The sequence below is a fragment of the Spirochaetota bacterium genome, from assembly GCA_034190085.1.
In the GTDB taxonomy this organism is placed as follows: domain Bacteria; phylum Spirochaetota; class UBA4802; order UBA4802; family JAFGDQ01; genus JAXHTS01.
Map to the genome: position 1 here is coordinate 26,387 of JAXHTS010000078.1, position 17,182 is coordinate 43,568.

Annotated in this window: 14 protein-coding genes; 6 read left to right on the forward strand and 8 right to left on the reverse strand. The window is 35.4% G+C overall.

All coding sequences use genetic code 11. The annotated features are described in order from the left end of the window. Positions 1–37: 37 nt before the first annotated feature. The gene (gene rpoD, locus SVZ03_16190) at positions 38–1,807 is read left to right on the forward strand and encodes an RNA polymerase sigma factor RpoD (GenBank protein MDY6935745.1); all 1,770 of its coding nucleotides are present in this window, start codon (positions 38–40) and stop codon (positions 1,805–1,807) included. A gap of 171 nt (positions 1,808–1,978) precedes the next feature. Continuing rightward, the gene (locus SVZ03_16195) at positions 1,979–4,357 is read left to right on the forward strand and encodes an NAD(P)H-dependent glycerol-3-phosphate dehydrogenase (protein MDY6935746.1); all 2,379 of its coding nucleotides are present in this window, start codon (positions 1,979–1,981) and stop codon (positions 4,355–4,357) included. 62 nt (positions 4,358–4,419) lie between these two features. On the opposite strand, the gene SVZ03_16200 is transcribed toward SVZ03_16195, so the two are convergent. From SVZ03_16200 to aroE, 4 genes are all read right to left on the reverse strand, one after another. Then, positions 4,420–4,926, reverse strand: a complete 507-nt coding sequence (locus SVZ03_16200) for a TIGR00725 family protein (protein MDY6935747.1) — start codon at positions 4,924–4,926, stop codon at positions 4,420–4,422. Beyond that, positions 4,923–5,879, reverse strand: a complete 957-nt coding sequence (locus SVZ03_16205; GenBank protein ID MDY6935748.1) for a hypothetical protein — start codon at positions 5,877–5,879, stop codon at positions 4,923–4,925. The genes SVZ03_16200 and SVZ03_16205 overlap by 4 nt, the downstream gene beginning before the upstream one ends. A 112-nt stretch (positions 5,880–5,991) precedes the next feature. Further along, positions 5,992–7,347, reverse strand: coding sequence for a Mur ligase family protein (locus SVZ03_16210; GenBank protein ID MDY6935749.1), 1,356 nt, complete (start codon positions 7,345–7,347; stop codon positions 5,992–5,994). A 13-nt stretch (positions 7,348–7,360) separates the two neighbouring features. Continuing rightward, on the reverse strand, positions 7,361–8,269 hold the full coding sequence (gene aroE, locus SVZ03_16215) for a shikimate dehydrogenase (GenBank protein ID MDY6935750.1): 909 nt from the start codon (positions 8,267–8,269) through the stop codon (positions 7,361–7,363). A 213-nt stretch (positions 8,270–8,482) separates the two neighbouring features. Between aroE and SVZ03_16220 the strand changes: the two genes are divergently transcribed. Together SVZ03_16220 and cyaB are read left to right on the forward strand one after the other, a co-directional pair. Next, complete coding sequence (locus SVZ03_16220) at positions 8,483–9,262, forward strand: GerMN domain-containing protein (protein MDY6935751.1); 780 nt, start codon at positions 8,483–8,485, stop codon at positions 9,260–9,262. Further along, the gene (cyaB, locus tag SVZ03_16225; protein ID MDY6935752.1) at positions 9,259–9,792 is read left to right on the forward strand and encodes a class IV adenylate cyclase; all 534 of its coding nucleotides are present in this window, start codon (positions 9,259–9,261) and stop codon (positions 9,790–9,792) included. Before SVZ03_16220 ends, cyaB begins: the two co-directional genes overlap by 4 nt. 50 nt (positions 9,793–9,842) lie before the next feature. Here the strand turns inward: cyaB and pheT are convergent, their stop codons facing one another. The 3 genes from pheT to SVZ03_16240 all read right to left on the reverse strand — a co-directional run bounded on the left by pheT (position 9,843) and on the right by SVZ03_16240 (position 14,380). Beyond that, positions 9,843–12,239, reverse strand: a complete 2,397-nt coding sequence (gene pheT / locus SVZ03_16230; protein MDY6935753.1) for a phenylalanine--tRNA ligase subunit beta — start codon at positions 12,237–12,239, stop codon at positions 9,843–9,845. An 11-nt stretch (positions 12,240–12,250) separates the two neighbouring features. Continuing rightward, the gene (gene pheS, locus SVZ03_16235) at positions 12,251–13,291 is read right to left on the reverse strand and encodes a phenylalanine--tRNA ligase subunit alpha (GenBank protein ID MDY6935754.1); all 1,041 of its coding nucleotides are present in this window, start codon (positions 13,289–13,291) and stop codon (positions 12,251–12,253) included. Positions 13,292–13,405: 114 nt separating this feature from the next. After that, positions 13,406–14,380, reverse strand: a complete 975-nt coding sequence (locus tag SVZ03_16240) for an ROK family protein (protein ID MDY6935755.1) — start codon at positions 14,378–14,380, stop codon at positions 13,406–13,408. Between the two features lie 259 nt (positions 14,381–14,639). Here SVZ03_16240 and SVZ03_16245 point away from each other — a divergent pair, with 259 nt between their 5' ends. Together SVZ03_16245 and nth are read left to right on the forward strand one after the other, a co-directional pair. Beyond that, positions 14,640–15,245 (forward strand): XTP/dITP diphosphatase, encoded by a 606-nt coding sequence (locus tag SVZ03_16245; protein MDY6935756.1) that lies wholly within the window; start codon positions 14,640–14,642, stop codon positions 15,243–15,245. Between the two features lie 20 nt (positions 15,246–15,265). Next, positions 15,266–15,898, forward strand: coding sequence for an endonuclease III (gene nth, locus SVZ03_16250; GenBank protein ID MDY6935757.1), 633 nt, complete (start codon positions 15,266–15,268; stop codon positions 15,896–15,898). Here nth and SVZ03_16255 read toward each other — a convergent pair. Beyond that, entirely contained in the window at positions 15,861–17,180 is a 1,320-nt protein-coding gene (locus SVZ03_16255; protein MDY6935758.1) for a hypothetical protein, read from the reverse strand. The genes nth and SVZ03_16255 overlap by 38 nt on opposite strands. Between the last annotated feature and the right edge of the window lie 2 nt (positions 17,181–17,182).

Below are 17,182 nucleotides of genomic sequence, written 5' to 3' on the forward strand. Positions count from 1 at the left end.
TTTTAAAAATCTTAACAGAGGTTTTACAAGGAGAATTATGAAGGAAGAAGAATTAGTTTTAGAGAAAATTGACGAGGTGAATAAATTAATACAGTTAGGAAAATCCAATGGCGAAATAACATATGATGAGTTTAATGAGATTTTACCTGATAAGCTGTTAAATTCAGATAAAATAGATGATGTCTTTATTCTCTTAAATCAATTGGGCATTGAGGTTGTGGAGGAAACATCAAGAAAGTCAATTACTCTAAATCAAAAAGGAAAAGGCAACACCTTACAAAAGAGAACAACATCCTCTAGCCCAAGGGAAGCCTCATCTATTGATGATCCAATTCGGCTTTATTTGAGAGAGATTGGTAAGGTCTCTCTTCTATCAGGAGATGAGGAGGTCGATTTAGCAAAAAAAATTGAGGAGGGAGAGATTCTAATTGAGAATGCGGTTCTCAACTCTATGTTGTTTATTAATGAATTGATTAAGAGTTATCCTAAGGTTAAGGCCGGAAAGATTAAACTAACTGATATAATGAAAGTTAATAAGCTATATTACTTTTCATCTGTTGATATGAAGGAGCTTGAGAGACGGTATAATGAAAAAATGAACATAATACTCTCTGGTGATAAAAAGGTATTACATCTTGAAAGCAAAATGAAAAAGATAGATGAGGATTCCAAGAAGGCATCAGAATATGATGATAAAAAAAGTAAATTGATGGAATCGATAAGAAATGCAGCTTGGGAGATTGGAATAAATGAGGATGAGATATCAAAGCTTGCTAATAAGATCCAGTCTATGGTTTCAAGAATTCATGATACATATGATTTATTTACAAATATTGAGAGAAGTTATGGCAAGACAATAAAAGAGATCAAGCATCTTGTACGTAAAGTAGAAAAGGGTGAAAATGTTGATCAAATCCTTGGAGAACTGAAAATTAAGGATAAAGAAGAACTCTTCCAACTGGTGAAAGATATTAGAAATAATGAGAGAAAGATAAGAAGGATTGAACAGGATTCTGGTTCTTCATCTGAGACAATAATTGAGTGGGGGAAGCAGATAGACCTCGGTCAGAGAAAAATTTCCATTGCCAAAAAGGAGTTAATAAAAGCAAATTTGAGATTGGTTGTTTCCATTGCAAAGAAGTATGCAAATCGAGGTATGCATTTTTTTGATCTGGTACAGGAAGGAAACATAGGCTTAATCAAAGCAGTGGATAAGTTTGAATATAGGAAGGGTTATAAGTTTTCAACTTATGCAACATGGTGGATAAGACAGGCTATTACAAGGGCCATTTCTGATCAGGCCAGGACTATTCGTGTTCCTGTTCATATGATCGAACAGATAAATAAGGTAATGAGAGAGACAAGGTTGTTTCAGCAGGAATATGGCAGAGAACCAACATCAGAGGAGTTGGCAGATAGGCTTGGCTGGCCAGTAAACAGGGTGAAGGGTGTGAAGAATATTGCACGAGAACCTATTTCATTGGAGACTCCGGTAGGAGAGGAAGAGGATTCATTGCTTGGTGATTTTATTGAGGATAAAGAGGTCGATTCACCTGCTAGTGTAGCAGCCTTTAGGCTGTTGGCTGAACAGATCGATTCAGTTTTAAATACCCTTCCTGCAAGGGAACAGAAGGTATTAAGAATGAGATTTGGCCTTGATGATGGATATTCACATACACTGGAAGAGGTGGGATATGTATTTAAAGTAACGAGAGAGAGGATAAGACAGATTGAGGCTAAAGCATTAAGAAGATTAAGGCATCCTACAAGAGCAAGAAAGTTAAAGGATTACCTTGAAATTTTATAAATAAAAGTATAAATATTATAAATTTTTAAAGGGGATCATGATTTCCCCTTTTTTTAGTTTTTAATGGACATATCAAAATGCAAATGCTATTATATCCCTTTCTGATTTGAAGATTGACTTATTTAAGACTATCTTATTGATTTAATATGCAAAATTTGTTAATTAGAGAAAATGACTTATATTAATGATGACAAAATAACAATTATTGGAGCAGGTTCTTGGGGTACTGCAATTGCAAAAGTGATAGCAGAGAATAATCCTGTGCTTACAATAAAATTATGGGCTAGAGGGAAATCAGTAATTAATTTGATTAATGAGACTAGAGAGAATAGCTTATACCTACCTGGGGTCAAGCTGCCTAGCAATGTTATAGTAACCAACAATCTAAAGTATTCTTTGGAAGAATCAAATATTGTTCTACTTGCCACTCCATCAAAGGCTGTTTATGATACTAGTTTAAGGATTGAAAAATATATATCCGTTAATTCACATTTGGGTTATCTCTCAAAGGGCTTTTGCAGGGTAAATAATGAAATACTTACTATATCTGATACGATCACCAAGGCTATACCCTTTCTTGAGGGAAGAGTTGCAGCTATATATGGACCAAGCCATGCCGAAGAGGTGGGTGATGGATTCCAAACATGTATAACTGTTGCGGGTATATTTAGAGAGACCAGGGAGGTATTTGTAAAACTCCTTTCCTGTAGTTATATTGGATGCAGAGAAACCGATGACATTAAAGGCGTAGAGTTGGGAGGGGCCTTGAAAAATCCTGCTGCAATTGCTGTAGGTATGATTAGCATCCTACCGCGCTGTGGGGACAATCTTTCAGGTGCTCTGATATCAGAGGCATTTAAGGAGATATTGAAGATATGTAGTCTTTTTAATGTAAGAGAGGAAACACTTTTTGACATCTCAGGCTTGGGAGACCTTATCACTACTTCTCTGAGTGATCTCAGCAGAAACAGACGCTTTGGAAAGGATATTGCTGAACAAATTGTGCAGACAGGGAAGTCAATAGGCCTGTACGATAAACTTTTAATGCGATTTCGTCCAGATACTGTTCTTGAAAAGATGAGTCAAAGATTTAATTATTTAGCAGAGGGTGCTTATGCTATTGAACCAATAATTGAGTTGGCTGACAAAGCAAATATTTCTATACCCGTTTATAAGTCCCTGTATGAGATCCTGTTAAATAAGCGTGATCCAGAACTTCTGATTCAAACAGTTAAAAATCCAGAAAGATTTGAGGAGATATTTGAGAGTTCTAGGATTCAGGTTTCAAAGAGAAAGAGGGGTATGGAGAAGGCAAGGGGCACTATTTTTAAGAACATTATAGTCTCAAACGCTCTCGCTAGAATGACTGAAAATGATGATTTTAAGAAAAAAATATTGGATACCAAGAGTTCAATTCTAAATAATATTGTAAATGAAGATAGTATAAATTATAAACACAATAGGGAATTCATTGAAAAGGAATGTACATTATTCAAGCAGATAGATAACAGAAATTTTGAAAGAGTCTTGGAGGATATTTGTAAATTATATGTGGAGGAGACATGTGATAATTTTAATTATATAGCGTTCAAGCTTTTTGTTAAATATGTAAAGTTAATCAATCTGAAGAATATATTATATCTTAAATCCTATGGCAAGAGAATGTTTGGAAACAATATTAAGATATCCGGACACCTGAAGATCGTACAGAAAATAATCAACACCTCTCATGTTGTTTATGTGTCTACGTATAGAAGTTATTATGACTTTGCTTATATAGGTATGGCTATTGATAAATATAGACTTCACGTGCCCAGGTTCTTTGTGGATAAATGCATAATAAATAGCAGATTTAAGAGATATTTTCTAAAGCTAATGGGTGGATATGTCATAGATACGAACAGACTTTACAATCCTATTTACAGGGAAATTACTGAGACCTATTTATCCACTTTAATTGAACATGGGGTACAGGTACTTTTCTTCCCAGAGTTAGAGATATCAAAAGATGGGAAGATTGGAAAAATTGATCAGGATTTTCCTTCACTTATTATGAAATCTCTATATAAGAATTCGGAAGAGATCGCCCTTATACCAATTGAGGTCTCATATTATCAAAGACCCTTGGTGAATAATAATGATTCAACAAAAGTATTAACTGTCAAGAATGTGCTTAATAACAGGGCAAGGGTTAATTTCTCTGATCCAATCATCACATCTGATTTATTAAATACAGATAAATTTATTTCACATATCACTGACATCATAAACCTTAAGTGGAAAACAGATTCATATATTTTTCCACATTATATCTTTTGCAGGATTATTAGAGAAAATAACTATGAACTTGCTATGGATGATGCTCGAAAAGCTATTGAGCATTTTTTGCAACATCTAAATATGGAAAAAAGATACAAGGCCAAGAGCATCCTGAAGAAGGGGATAGAGTTCATTGAAAAAAATAATATCGGCCAGCAACGGGATGGTAGAATAATAATCATGAAAAAGGACGATATTGATTATTATTCAAATTTGATTACTTACAATTGATGATAATACTGTGATTAACCATGAACAGGTCGAGATTGACGCTAATTTGTTAAGAGGTTACTTTACTTTTTATTTAGAACATTATCCAGGTGCATGTATACGTCACTCAGATTCTTCGCGATGTGGAATAAGTCCCTTTTCCTATTATCGATGGAGGTTGTCAATGACAACCTTTCACTCCATCCGCCCGTGAAAGCACATAGAATAATTGGCTTTGTAAATTGCCATCCATAAGCTAGTTCTGAAAGGGTGCCGGATTTTCCTCCAATTGATATTATTGCATCGCCCGAAAGGACATTTATCATGTTCCTTGCATAACCTATTCCAGTTGGTATGACTATATTGCAGTATTTATTTGCAGATTCATGATCTGATTCAGGTATTATGCCAATTACAATTCCGCCTTCCTCTCTGGCGCCCTTGGATACTGCCTCCATAATACCACCTCTGCCGCCTGAGATGAGTACCCATCCCTTTGATGCAATGTATTTACCAATCTGATAGGCCTCATTAGCATATGAATTATCATCGCTTGATCCAATAACAACTACTTGCGAATATCTATTCACTTTATGTCTCCAGAAGAGATATATTCCTCAAAGACAAAAACCTTTTCCCAAAGATTATAGATTGAATTTTCAGTATCAATCTTAAATGTGATGGTGGCAAAGGGAATTGAGATATCCTGATATAAAAATTCGATATTTTTATTTTTTTGGTTATGAGTCTTATCACCTTTCATCAGTTTTGATAGGACAATATATTCTTTTAACGAAAGGGCATAACATCTTGAATCTTGTGCAGAATTTTTCTTAAGTGTGTCAATGATCATCTCAGAAGACTCTAATAACGATAGTATCCCCAAATGGTTAAAAATGTTAACAATATTATTGAATATAAAGAGTTCTGCAGTTATGTAGTATTCATCATTTACATTTTTACGACAGTAACTATCAATATCACTGGTCACTGTTTCAAAATAGTTGAAGGTAATTGGACTTGCAATAATAGATGTATTAGATAACAGCTTATTGAGTAGTTCTCCAATAATAATAAATTTTTCATTTGAATAATATATGGATGATGACAAGTTTATAAAAATTATTTTGTTTTTTTTCTCAGAAGTTAGAGGGTATATATGAGTTGAATGATGCAAAATGCTGTTATTTGGTGGAATTGTTAGGATATCTTCCCCCATGATCTTAAATATGTTTTCTTGTAATACATGAATTGTTTTAGAATTCAGTTTATTGTCTCCATAGTAGGCTATAGGTGTAATATCCATTGTATTTATTTGATAAACAGCAGTAAATATGGAATAGTTTTCAGAGTTGTGATAATAGCACAGACCTTGTAGAATATTAAGACCCTCGTGGCTTCTGTTTTTCTTCTCCAAGATGTTATATCTATTAAGTAATTTCAGGTATTCATCCCTTGCCTCCTCAAAGGATATGTTGCCCTCTGTATACTCCTTTAACGAGTCTTTTATTGATAAAATGAGTTTATTTATTTCGTTTTTCATTATTTTTTCTCATTAAATCGGTTTGGTGAAATTATGGAGAACAAAACAAAAATGTCTTTCATCTTAACGAGCTGTCTGACACTATGGATGACTCAGTATAGGAGCTTCCTTTCTAAGGATGCGTATCCTGTAATGTTGAAGTAACCTTTTTTGCCAGATCAAATAATCTAAAGGTGCCGGTAAAAAGTAGCAGGCTATCCGCTGTTATGTCATTTCGCAAAGCCTTGGTTAAATCAAGGGAATTTTTAAATACCTGAATATCATGATATAGAGAATTTTGTTTATGAATTTTTTCTTCAGAAATTTTAAGGCATCTTTCATCATTCAGCTCAAAATAATATATTTTATTTGAAAGATTTTTAAATAGTAATTTTAATATTATTGAATAATCCTTATCTTGCATAATTGAGAGGATTATCATGATCTGTTTATCTTGATAGTTTTTATTAATGGTATTTATTATGGTTTTTAGGGCAGCCGGATTATGAGCTGGATCAAATATTATTAAAGGCTTTTTAGATATTATATGAAATCTACCTGGAATCCTTACTCTCTTAATCCCATCAATAATATTACTCTCTTCTATCTTAAAACCGAACTCCTTCAGAAGGTGTGATGTAGCGATTGAAAGTGTTGAGTTTGTGATCTGGAATTTAGATGGGATTTTGAGTTCAATATCCTTGATATAGAGGTTTAGAGGATTCCCATCATTTATATGAGTATCATTAATTGAGCTTAAATCGTAGGTAAAGCCCTTGCCCACAAGTTCTCTAATTCGCTTAACCTGAAAATCTTTATTTAATACATATAATCTTGAACAAGATTCAATCGATTTTTTGATAATAATATCAAGTATATCCTTTTTTTTATTTGATGTTATAACAATGGAATTTGGTTTGATTATGCCAGCCTTCTCCTGGGTTATCTTCTTTAGAGTATTCCCAAGAATGGATTTATGATCAAGAAATATATCAGTAATTATTGAGATTAAGGGGGAGACTATATTTGTAGAATCTAGCCTGCCGCCAAGTCCAGCCTCGATTATGGCAATGTCTATCTCCTCTTCACTGAAATACCTAAAGGCAAAAAGCGTGAGAACATCGAAATATGTAGGCTGAATATCTTTCATGGTTGATAGCAATTTATACAATTCGTCGATGTATTCATGTAGTCTTTTACTTGAGATTTCAATATTATTAATTTTAATTCTTTCATTAATCCTTGATAGATGTGGAGATAGATATAATCCGACCCGATAACCAGCGGATATCAATATGCTATTGAGCATATATGCCACTGATCCCTTTCCATTTGTGCCAGCGATATGTACAATCTTTAATTTGTTATGTGGATTCCCGTAATGCTTACATAGATACTCCATGTTTTTAAGTGAGTAGTTCAAATATTGCAGATAACCCGTCTTTTCGTTATCTGTAAGTATATTCAGTCTTTCTGCTATCGATTTCATGGTAAGTAGTATTTTAGATATATTTCTCTAGGGATCTCTTCATAATATCATATGGAGCCTTTATCCCTGTCCATATCTCGAACTGTTTTGCTCCCTGATGTAGGAGCATTTCAATGCCTGGGATTGTTTTACATCCCTTTTCTGCCCCAATCCGTAATAATTTTGTATTCGGAGGGGAATAGACGATATCGAAGATAGTATGCCTTTTCAATATGAACCCTTCATCCAGTGGAGTTGAAGTGATATCCGGTGTCATTCCAACTGGAGTGGTGTTTATTATTACATCCACTTCTTCTATAAATGTGTGTGTAATATTTTTAATTAGTCTATATTCAACATTATAACTATTCTCATTAAGATCATTCACCAGATGGATGATTCTATTTTCATTTCTGCCCGCAATAATGATCTTGGCTCCATAGTTGAGGAGTGTAAATGCTATTGCTCTAGCAGATCCGCCGTTTCCAATTATTAAAAAACTAGATTTCTTAATATCAATCCCCTTCTGTATTAGAGAAGAAATAACTCCATATCCATCGGTATTATAGCCCATTATTTTACCATTGGAGTTTATAAGCGTATTGATGGAGCCGATTGATTGCGCTAAAGGATCAATTTCATCAAGATAGTTTATAGCGTCTCTCTTAAAGGGTATTGTAACGCTTGCTCCACTAATATGTAATATTTTCATAGCCGAGATTGCATCCTTGATATTATTGACCTCAAAAGCTATGTATACTGAATTTATACCTGATGAAATGAAGGCGGAATTTTGTATAATCGGGGATAAAGAGTGCTTTACTGGATTTCCAAAAATGCAGTAAAGTCTAGTATGCGAATTTATACAAATTTTAGTATTAGGATTTATTTCCATATTAATAACTTTTAGCATTTTGTTAATTGTAGGCAACACTTTTTTCATCGTGCAATTTAATTTTCTCGTGCTATCGAGTAGATCCGTTCATCAGTCTTGCCTTTGGTATAAGGGTGAAGATGCTAGCGATTTAAGTAATAATTAAGAGAAAAAGTGATTGCAGTTGAAAATTAGAGCCCTTAATCTCTATATCAAGTATTTACTATTATATGTTAAATTATACTTGAATACATTTTCAGCTTGGATGGAGGGACCGGAGAGATGGCAGGTAGGGTACCATCAGATAAAAGATCCTCTGCAAAGGGAAGGTCAAAGGGCAAGGCTAAAGTAGCTAAGACAACGAAAAAAGCTGGCTCAAGGTCTGGGGTTGGTGGGGATGGTAGAGACAAAACACCATACTATGTACTGGCTATAATGGCGCTTGTTACTATGATAGTGCTTTTATTGAATGAATATTATGGTAAGGATCAAAATGGTCTGGAAAGAAAGGACGTTGTTTCAAGAGAGATATCAGTGCAAGATGTTGTTGTCAATAGAAAGAATAGTGAGAAAGAATCAAGGGATATAGAAATAATGAATACGAATAGTAACCATGTGACAAGTTCAATAATAGAGGATAAGAAAGCAGTAAATGAATATAGAATATATCTGGTGAAATATAATGAACTTAGCGAAAGGGTTTCACTTGAGCCAGTAATTAGGAGATCAAGGGGAAAATTGAATATAAGGGTAGCAATGAATGAATTGATAAAAGGACCTGAGGAAAACGAGAGGGGAAGAGGACTCCTGACCGCTGTGCCAAGTAATCTGAAATTAAAGGAATATGAATTGAAGGATCAATGCGCTATCTTGGATTTTAATAGAGCGATTGAAGAGAATGCTAATGGAGATATCCTTCTCATGAGGATTGATCAGATATTATACACCATAACTCAATTTGACAATATTGATAGTATAATGATTATGGTGGAAGGGAAGAGAAAAAAATTTCTTGGGGGAGAGGGACTTTCTATAAATGGGCCGATTACTAAAAGGAGATGAGTGCTATTGTGCTGGAGATTGAGATAAAGGCATGGTGTGATAATCGCAATGAGGTTATTAACAGGATTGTCTCACTTGGTGGAGTAATGTTCAAAAGAGTAAGAGAGAGGGACATCTATTACAGTCATCCATGTCGAGATTTTGCAGAGACAGATGAAGCGTTGAGAATAAGAATTGAAGATAATACATATACTTTGACCTATAAGGGGCCGAAGTTAGGCAAAAGGAGTAAGTCAAGATTTGAGGAGGAGGTTCTGTTCAATGAACTCTCTGCAATGAAGAGCATATTAAATGAGATTGGATTTGTTGAGGTTGATAATGTTGTAAAAGTGAGGGATATCTACATCCTAAACAATGTTGAGATATGCGTTGATAGGGTAGATGGTGTTGGGGATTTTGTTGAACTGGAAAAGATGGGGGGTGATAGAGAGAGTACAGAGAGTGAGTTATTCGCTCTAGCTGAGGAACTTGGCCTTAAGAGATTCGAGAGAAGATCTTATTTGGAGCTAAAACTGGAAATTAAAGAGTAGCAAAAAGTACACAATTTATATGTAGCTATACATTAGCGAGAGACACTATCTTATCTCAATTGATAACCATTCTTTTTTAGGTCTCCTATTACCCTCTTTTGATGCATATCAATTTCATCAGGGGAGAGGGTCTTATCCCTGGATGCAAATACAATCTTGAAGGAGACGGACTTCATCCCTTCTGGGATGGGATTTCTATCATAGATCGATATCACATCAACGCTTTTGATGCAATCGCTATTACTCTTTTGAATTATTGAGCTAATACTATCTATATTTTGATATTTATCAGCCAATACGGAAATCTCAAAGGGAACCTCAGGATACTTTTGTAGATCCACAAATATTTTTTCCCTTTTTTGGCTATTAAAGCATATTGACACATTAAGATCGAAAATTCCTGCCTTGCCCTTTATCTCAAATCTATCTATAATCTCTGGATGGAGTTCAAAGATTAACCCTATATTTTTGTTATCTATCAGTACGTTCATTGATCTTGCGGGATGTGCATATGATGGCAGGCCGGTCCTAGCTGGTGAATATTTCACGTTCATAATGCTTAGCTGTTCCAATAGATCTATCACTATGTTCTTTGCATCATAAAATAGGGGGTCTTCTGCCTTCTTTGAAAATACTAGTCCTGAAACATATCTCTCTTCACGAGCAAGCTCAGAGGACTTTCTCTTCTCCTTTAGATACACCCTCCCCAACTCAAAGATCCTAAATGTTTCGTTATATCTCTGATTCAGTTCAATATTATTGATTAGATTTGGGATTAGACTCCTTCTCAATCTATCCTGTTCCTGGGAAAGCGGATTTTTGAGGTGAAGCTCCTTGTCCTCGTTGGTCTTTAATAGATTGAGGAGCTTCTCGCTCACAAAGGAGTAGTTGCTTACTTCCACTATATTGTGATCCCTTGTCAGAATCTCCTTGATAAGCCTTTCAAAAGATCTCATCTCATTCTTGTGGGGTGTAATACAAGGAACGTAAGGGGCTTTTGGGGAAATATTATCATATCCGTAGATTCTACCCACCTCTTCCACAATGTCTTCAGGTATTGATATATCTCCAGTTGCCCTGTGTGAGGGGATCTCGATCCTAATGTCATCATTTTTGTTTTGTATTTTAAAATCCAGGGATGTTAAAATATTATTTATTCTTTTATCATCCATGTCAATCCCAAGCCTTTTTCTTATGAAATCATAGCTCGTATTTACATATATTTTGTTTGGCTTTCCTGGGTATGAGTCCACAATTGGGGTTGAAGCCTCCGCTTTAGGGATGAGTCGCTTAATTAAATCATAACATCTAAATATTGCAGATGAACAGAGATTGGGATCTAAGGATTTTTCAAATCTGATAGCTGCCTCTGTTCTGAGGTTAAATCTACTGGAGGTCTTTCTTATCCTTATTGGATTGAAATTAGCCGCCTCAAGCACTATTTCGCAAGTTCCGCTATCAATCTCGCTATCTATGCCTCCCATCACACCAGCAAGGGCGATCGGAGCAACCTGGTCAGCTATCACAATATCATCAGGGGTTAATATCCGAGTCATACCATCTATGGTGTTCAGTGATTCTCCATCCTTTGCCATCCTGACAACGATACTATCTCCCTTAAGTTTGTTCCTGTCAAAGGCGTGCATCGGCTCACCAATCTCTGCCATCACATAATTTGTAATATCCACAATATTGTTGATAGGGCGCATGCCAATGGCGATAACCTTTGCTTTTAGCCAGTCAGGTGATTCTTTAATCTCAATGTTTCTGATAAGCAATCCGCAATAACGAGGAGCCGCATCTGGATTTTTTATAGCAACAATTAGCCTGTCAGTATCCCTAAATGATTGTTGAATGTTATAATCAATAACATCCCTGATGTCTCGACCGAATATTGCGGCTATCTCTCGAGCAAATCCTACATGGCCCCAGAGGTCAGGCCTATGGGTTATGGATTTGTTGTCAATCTCAAATCTTGTATCCATCCAATGAGGGAAGAGTTCGCTAAGGGATAGGCCCAAGGGCGTATTTTTCGGAAGGATCATTAATCCTGAATGATCATCCGATAGCCCAAGTTCCTTTTCCGAGCATAGCATCCCATTGGATTCTTCACCCCTAATAGTGGTTTTCTTTACGATAAAATCTTCCGTAAACCTTGTGCCAATGGTGGCCATTGCCACAATATCGCCTTTCATAGGATTTGACGCCCCGCATACAACGCGGATACTCCCTCTGCCTGTATCAAGATCAACTAATGTCAACTTATCAGCATTGGGATGAGGAAGAATATCAATAATCCTTGCTGTAAATATACTCTTTAGATGATGATTTAAGTAATCGATGTCATCAATCTCAGCTGTTGACATAGTAAGTCTATCTGCTATCTCTTGGGAGTCTAGGTCTTTGATATCAACAATGTCTGAAGTTATATTTAATGAAAGCCACATATGAAATTTCCCTAAAATTGTATCACAAATCTGATATCGCCACTTAACAGGTATCTTATATCGTTTATGCCGTATCTCATCATTACTAGCCTGTCCAGGCCTAGGCCAAAGGCAAAGCCTGACCAGTTCTCAGGATCTATTTTGCCATATCTTAATACATTTGGATGAACTAGACCGCATGGAAGAACCTCCACCCACCCGCTATATTTACATACACTGCACCCCTTGCCATCGCATATTAGGCAATGTATATCCAACTCAAATCCAGGCTCCACAAAAGGGAAATAACCAGGTCGAAGCCTTATGGTAATATCCTTTTTAAATATCTCATTAAGAAGTACCTTCATAAAGAAGATGAGATGGGCAACAGATATATCCTTATCCACCATCATACCCTCAATCTGATGAAATGTATTCTCATGGGACGCATCAGTGGTCTCATATCGGAATGCTCTGCCAGGACCAATAATCCTAAATGGCGGCCTTAGTTTTTCCATGCCCCTGATCTGAATTGGGGATGTATGAGTTCTGAGTAGATTCCCATCCTCTGTCCAGAAGGTATCCTGCATATCCCTTGCTGGATGATGTTTGGGGATATTGAGGGCCTCAAAGTTATAATAGTCTGTCTCAACTTCTGGTCCGTCAAGGATTTCAAAACCCATTGACGTGAAGATATCCTCTATCTCATATTGAATTTGTGAAATAGGATGCAGATGTCCTCGTTTAAATCGGTGTGTTGAGTCTGAAGTATTGAGTGTCACATCAATCCATTCGTCTTGAAGCAGTTGATCAATTCTATATTCAGAAAGCTCATTTCTTCTTTTATCAATGGATGACTCTATCTCTCTCTTTATTTCATTTGATTTTTTCCCTAAGCTTGCTCTTCTTTCTGGAGATACCTCTCCTAATGCTCTCAAAATTCCTGTTAGCCTTCCCTTCCTTCCCAGAACATCAATTCGAATTGTCTCTAATTCCTCAATACTATTTGATTTAAATATTTCTTGAATAGTCTCATTTCTGATTTTTTCTAATTTTTCTTCCATCACATTTATTGTTGTTAAGTTTGGTGTTTTTAATGACGAAAATTTTTATTTTATTCTAAAAAAAGTCAAGGAAAATATCTATCTGTTTCGGGCAAGGATTCAGGATAAAGGATCTATAAAATTTCAAAGGTTCTGTTGATTGTCAATTGCAACCTTGGCTGCACCCAGTGCAGCTTTTTTATCTTCATCCTTTACAACCAAATACTTAATATCCTCCTTTAAACCATCCAAGGCTCTCTCTCCTACAACGTCCTTTATGACTGGAAGAATGAGTTTATGAGCCCTAGATAATCCTCCTCCAATGATTACCGCTTCTGGATTAAATATATTAACCAGATTTGCAATTCCAATTCCCAGGAGGGTTGATACTTTTAGGAATGTCTGAAATGCAAATTTATCGCCCCTATTTATCTCTTCATATACTATTTTAGCGGTGAGCTCCTCCTTATGAATACGAGAGTAAATAGTAGAATCCGTATATTTCCATAATTCCCTTCTAATTGTTCTTACTAACGCTGTTGCTGAGGCATACATTTCTAAACATCCCCTATTTCCACAGGGACACTTTCTTCCATTATAATCAATTGTTATGTGTCCAAACTCCATAGCGCTTCCCTGTTTCCCCGTGTACAACTGATTGTTGATTACTGCCCCTCCCCCGATCCCTGTCCCCAGTGTTAACATAATCCAGTTTTTGAATTTGTTGCCGTGTCCCTTCCACCATTCTCCAATAACGGCTGCTGTTGCATCATTCTCAAGAAATGTCACAATTCCAGTAGCCTCCTTTATCCTTTTTATTAATGGATAATTATCCCATACAGGAATATTTGGGCTTGCTATAATAATCCCCTTTTGTTTATCTATAGATCCAGCGGCTCCAATGCCAATAGATTTTATCTTTTTTATTGAAATTGATTGTGATTTTGTAAAACTATTTATAATATTTATAATTTTGCTTTCGATTAAACAAGCGCTTTTAGGAGTTGAAGTCTTTGTAAATCCAATAGTATCCCCGCTTTGGTTTGTGATGACGGCCTTTATATGTGTTCCTCCAATATCAATCCCAATATACATAGCAACCTCGAAATGTTTTTTCATAAATGTTTATCCCTAACACTTTGGCCATCTGTTATATCATTGATAAATTAGGATGCAATCAAAATTTATTATTGATAAAAATTAGAATGCTATATTAAGTGGACTGATGAAAGAGGTTATTGACTGAATTCTATATTATACAGAAGTGCTTAAAATGATTAGCATAGGGATTGAATAATTGAACATCTTGTCAGTTGTCATGATGGATTTGTATCCATATCTTTCTGTGAATCATACTTTCATATCATTATTGAAAAACATGAAACTAGTAATAGCAACAAGGAATGCGAATAAAATTATAGAGATAAGAGAGAAATTTGAGCATATCACAGGACTAGAGATTTTGACTTTAAAAGAATTTGAAGATGTTCCTGAGGTGGTTGAGGATGGGATTACCTTTGAGGAGAATGCCCTCAAGAAGGCTAGGGTGATCTCAAATTTTACAGGACTCCCTGCACTAGCGGATGATTCAGGCCTGGAGATAGAGGCTCTTGGAGGAGAGCCAGGGATCTATTCTGCTAGATATGCGGGTGATGAGGTTACAGATGAATTTAGAAATATATTAATCCATGAAAAGATGAGAGATGTGCCGGCTGAGAAGAGGGGAGCGAGGTTTATATGCATTATTGCAATTTGTATGCCTGATGCAAGGGAATATGTAGTCAGAGGGGAGTGTTATGGGATCATTTCTTATTATATACAGGGGGAATATGGATTTGGTTATGATCCAATTTTTTATCTTCCTCATATGAAAAAAACCATGGCCCAATTATCGCTATCTGAGAAGAATCGAATAAGTCATAGGGCTATTGCTCTTGAGAAGTCAATTGATATCTTAAATGGATTAATATCCTTTGAAAATTAAGTAACAAGACTTACTTAGGTATGACGAAAAGCAGGTCAAAGAAGATAATAGAGAAGCTTAAGGAGTATTATGGTAATCCGGAGACTATACTATCATTCAATAATATTTATGAGCTTGTAATTGCTGTTGTCCTCTCTGCACAGACAACCGATAAACAGGTTAATTCTGTAATTAAGGATCTTTTTAGTAGATATTCTGATTTTCATGATCTATCATTGGCTACACAGGCTGATGTTGAAGATATAATTAGAAGTGTTGGCCTCTACAGAAGTAAGGCAAAAAATATTATAAATTTATCTATTGATATTATTAAAAATCATAATGGCAAGGTGCCGGATAGCCTGAAGGAATTGGTTCACCTTCCTGGAATTGGGAGAAAAACAGCCAATGTAATTCTTTCATTAGGATTTGGCAAACCTGCCTTTGCGGTTGATACCCATATACTCAGGATTGCGGGTAGGATAGGTTATATAAATTCAAATAATCCTAATATAGTGGAAAAGGCCATCACATCATATATTCCAAAGGATGATTGGATTTCCGCTCATCTTTTATTTATTAAACATGGTAGAAGTATATGTGTAGCCAGAAACCCGTTATGTGACGAATGTCCTATTAACCCTTATTGTGACGCATCAGGTAATATTTCTTGAAGGCTATTATAGTTTCAGGATCATTAATGCCTAATTTATTATCATTATCTGGATCGAGACCAGTAATCCGTTTTAATGCCTTATAAGCGTTCATTGAAATTTTTATGTCGATATCTGTAAGAAATTCGAGTAACAATGGTATAGATTCTATACTCTTAAGTTCGGCTAACACAGCTATTCCCCAGAGCTTGAATTTCTTGTTGGAATTGTTTAATCTATTGTAGAAATCGATCTCATTACCATCAAGGTATTTAGAGGATAACTTTATGAAAAAAAGGGCGCTTTCAAGATCTGTATTTGGTTTCTGAGAGTAGTCATGAGCATAGCTGACAATTTTTTTATAGGAGATATCTATATTTTTGTTTAATATATACCCTGAAATGAAGTCAGTCATGTTTAAGGTACCTAAAAAGAGTAGATCCTCCCATTTTGACTTATTATATTCTATATCAATTTCATATTTATTAGCGAATACTAATAGATTTTGAAAGAGATGAAAATCCATTTCCTCTATTACTATATCCTTAAGTTCTTGTATTGGTGAAGTGTAACCGAATCGCAGTAGAAGCAGCCCTGATTCCTTTTTTTGATAGGAGAGTGTATTGGAATATTTGAATACGGTTGATAGAAATACAATTATTGAAAAGAAAATGAATATACTTATAGCGATTGAGTATAAAAGTGGTCGGATGGGTTTCCTGAAGAATTCATAAAATAATAGGTAAAGGAATGCCGTTGATTTTAATGCCTTAATAGCGGTGATAGCGGTTCCGCATGTAATAGTGGAATAGATGATTTTATCTGAAATAAAATATAGGATTGAGACAAAGAGGAAGAGAGGAATGGTTATGCTAGGCCTTCTTTTTAGCTTTAATATGAGTAAAAGAAGAAGCGAATAGATGACAAGATTTGAATATCTGCCATTCAATAAACTCAATATCGGATTCCATGGCCAATTGGGTTCTCTAATATAATCAATAAAAGTGAAGATGATAGTGATTATATAGATTAGTATAAATGGGAATATCCTTAACTCGAGAAATAGTAGTAGTCCGCCCCTTTTGCCGTATCTATTCTCGTATTTTTCCTTATGATAATAGGTTTCGACAGAGGAGAAGTTGAAGATTAAATAAAAGGAAAACACAAAGAGATACATCCGTACAATTAAAGAAATTCCATACCAATCATAGTATAGGTTGAAACCAATATTAAAGATTAGAAGGAATATTAAGATGTATATAAAGGCCTGTATATCCTTTAGCCTTGTTAATAGGATTGACATGT

Coding starts and splice junctions, on each gene's coding strand:
- SVZ03_16195 (MDY6935746.1), top strand. CDS start 1,979: ATGACTTATATTAATGATGACAAAATAACAATTATTGGAGCAGGTTCT.
- SVZ03_16205 (MDY6935748.1), bottom strand. CDS start 5,879: ATGAAAAACGAAATAAATAAACTCATTTTATCAATAAAAGACTCGTTA.
- SVZ03_16210 (MDY6935749.1), bottom strand. CDS start 7,347: ATGAAATCGATAGCAGAAAGACTGAATATACTTACAGATAACGAAAAG.
- SVZ03_16240 (MDY6935755.1), bottom strand. CDS start 14,380: ATGAAAAAACATTTCGAGGTTGCTATGTATATTGGGATTGATATTGGA.
- nth (MDY6935757.1), top strand. CDS start 15,266: ATGACGAAAAGCAGGTCAAAGAAGATAATAGAGAAGCTTAAGGAGTAT.
- pheT (MDY6935753.1), bottom strand. CDS start 12,239: ATGTGGCTTTCATTAAATATAACTTCAGACATTGTTGATATCAAAGAC.
- SVZ03_16220 (MDY6935751.1), top strand. CDS start 8,483: ATGGCAGGTAGGGTACCATCAGATAAAAGATCCTCTGCAAAGGGAAGG.
- aroE (MDY6935750.1), bottom strand. CDS start 8,269: ATGAAAAAAGTGTTGCCTACAATTAACAAAATGCTAAAAGTTATTAAT.
- rpoD (MDY6935745.1), top strand. CDS start 38: ATGAAGGAAGAAGAATTAGTTTTAGAGAAAATTGACGAGGTGAATAAA.
- SVZ03_16245 (MDY6935756.1), top strand. CDS start 14,640: ATGAAACTAGTAATAGCAACAAGGAATGCGAATAAAATTATAGAGATA.
- SVZ03_16255 (MDY6935758.1), bottom strand. CDS start 17,180: ATGTCAATCCTATTAACAAGGCTAAAGGATATACAGGCCTTTATATAC.
- cyaB (MDY6935752.1), top strand. CDS start 9,259: ATGAGTGCTATTGTGCTGGAGATTGAGATAAAGGCATGGTGTGATAAT.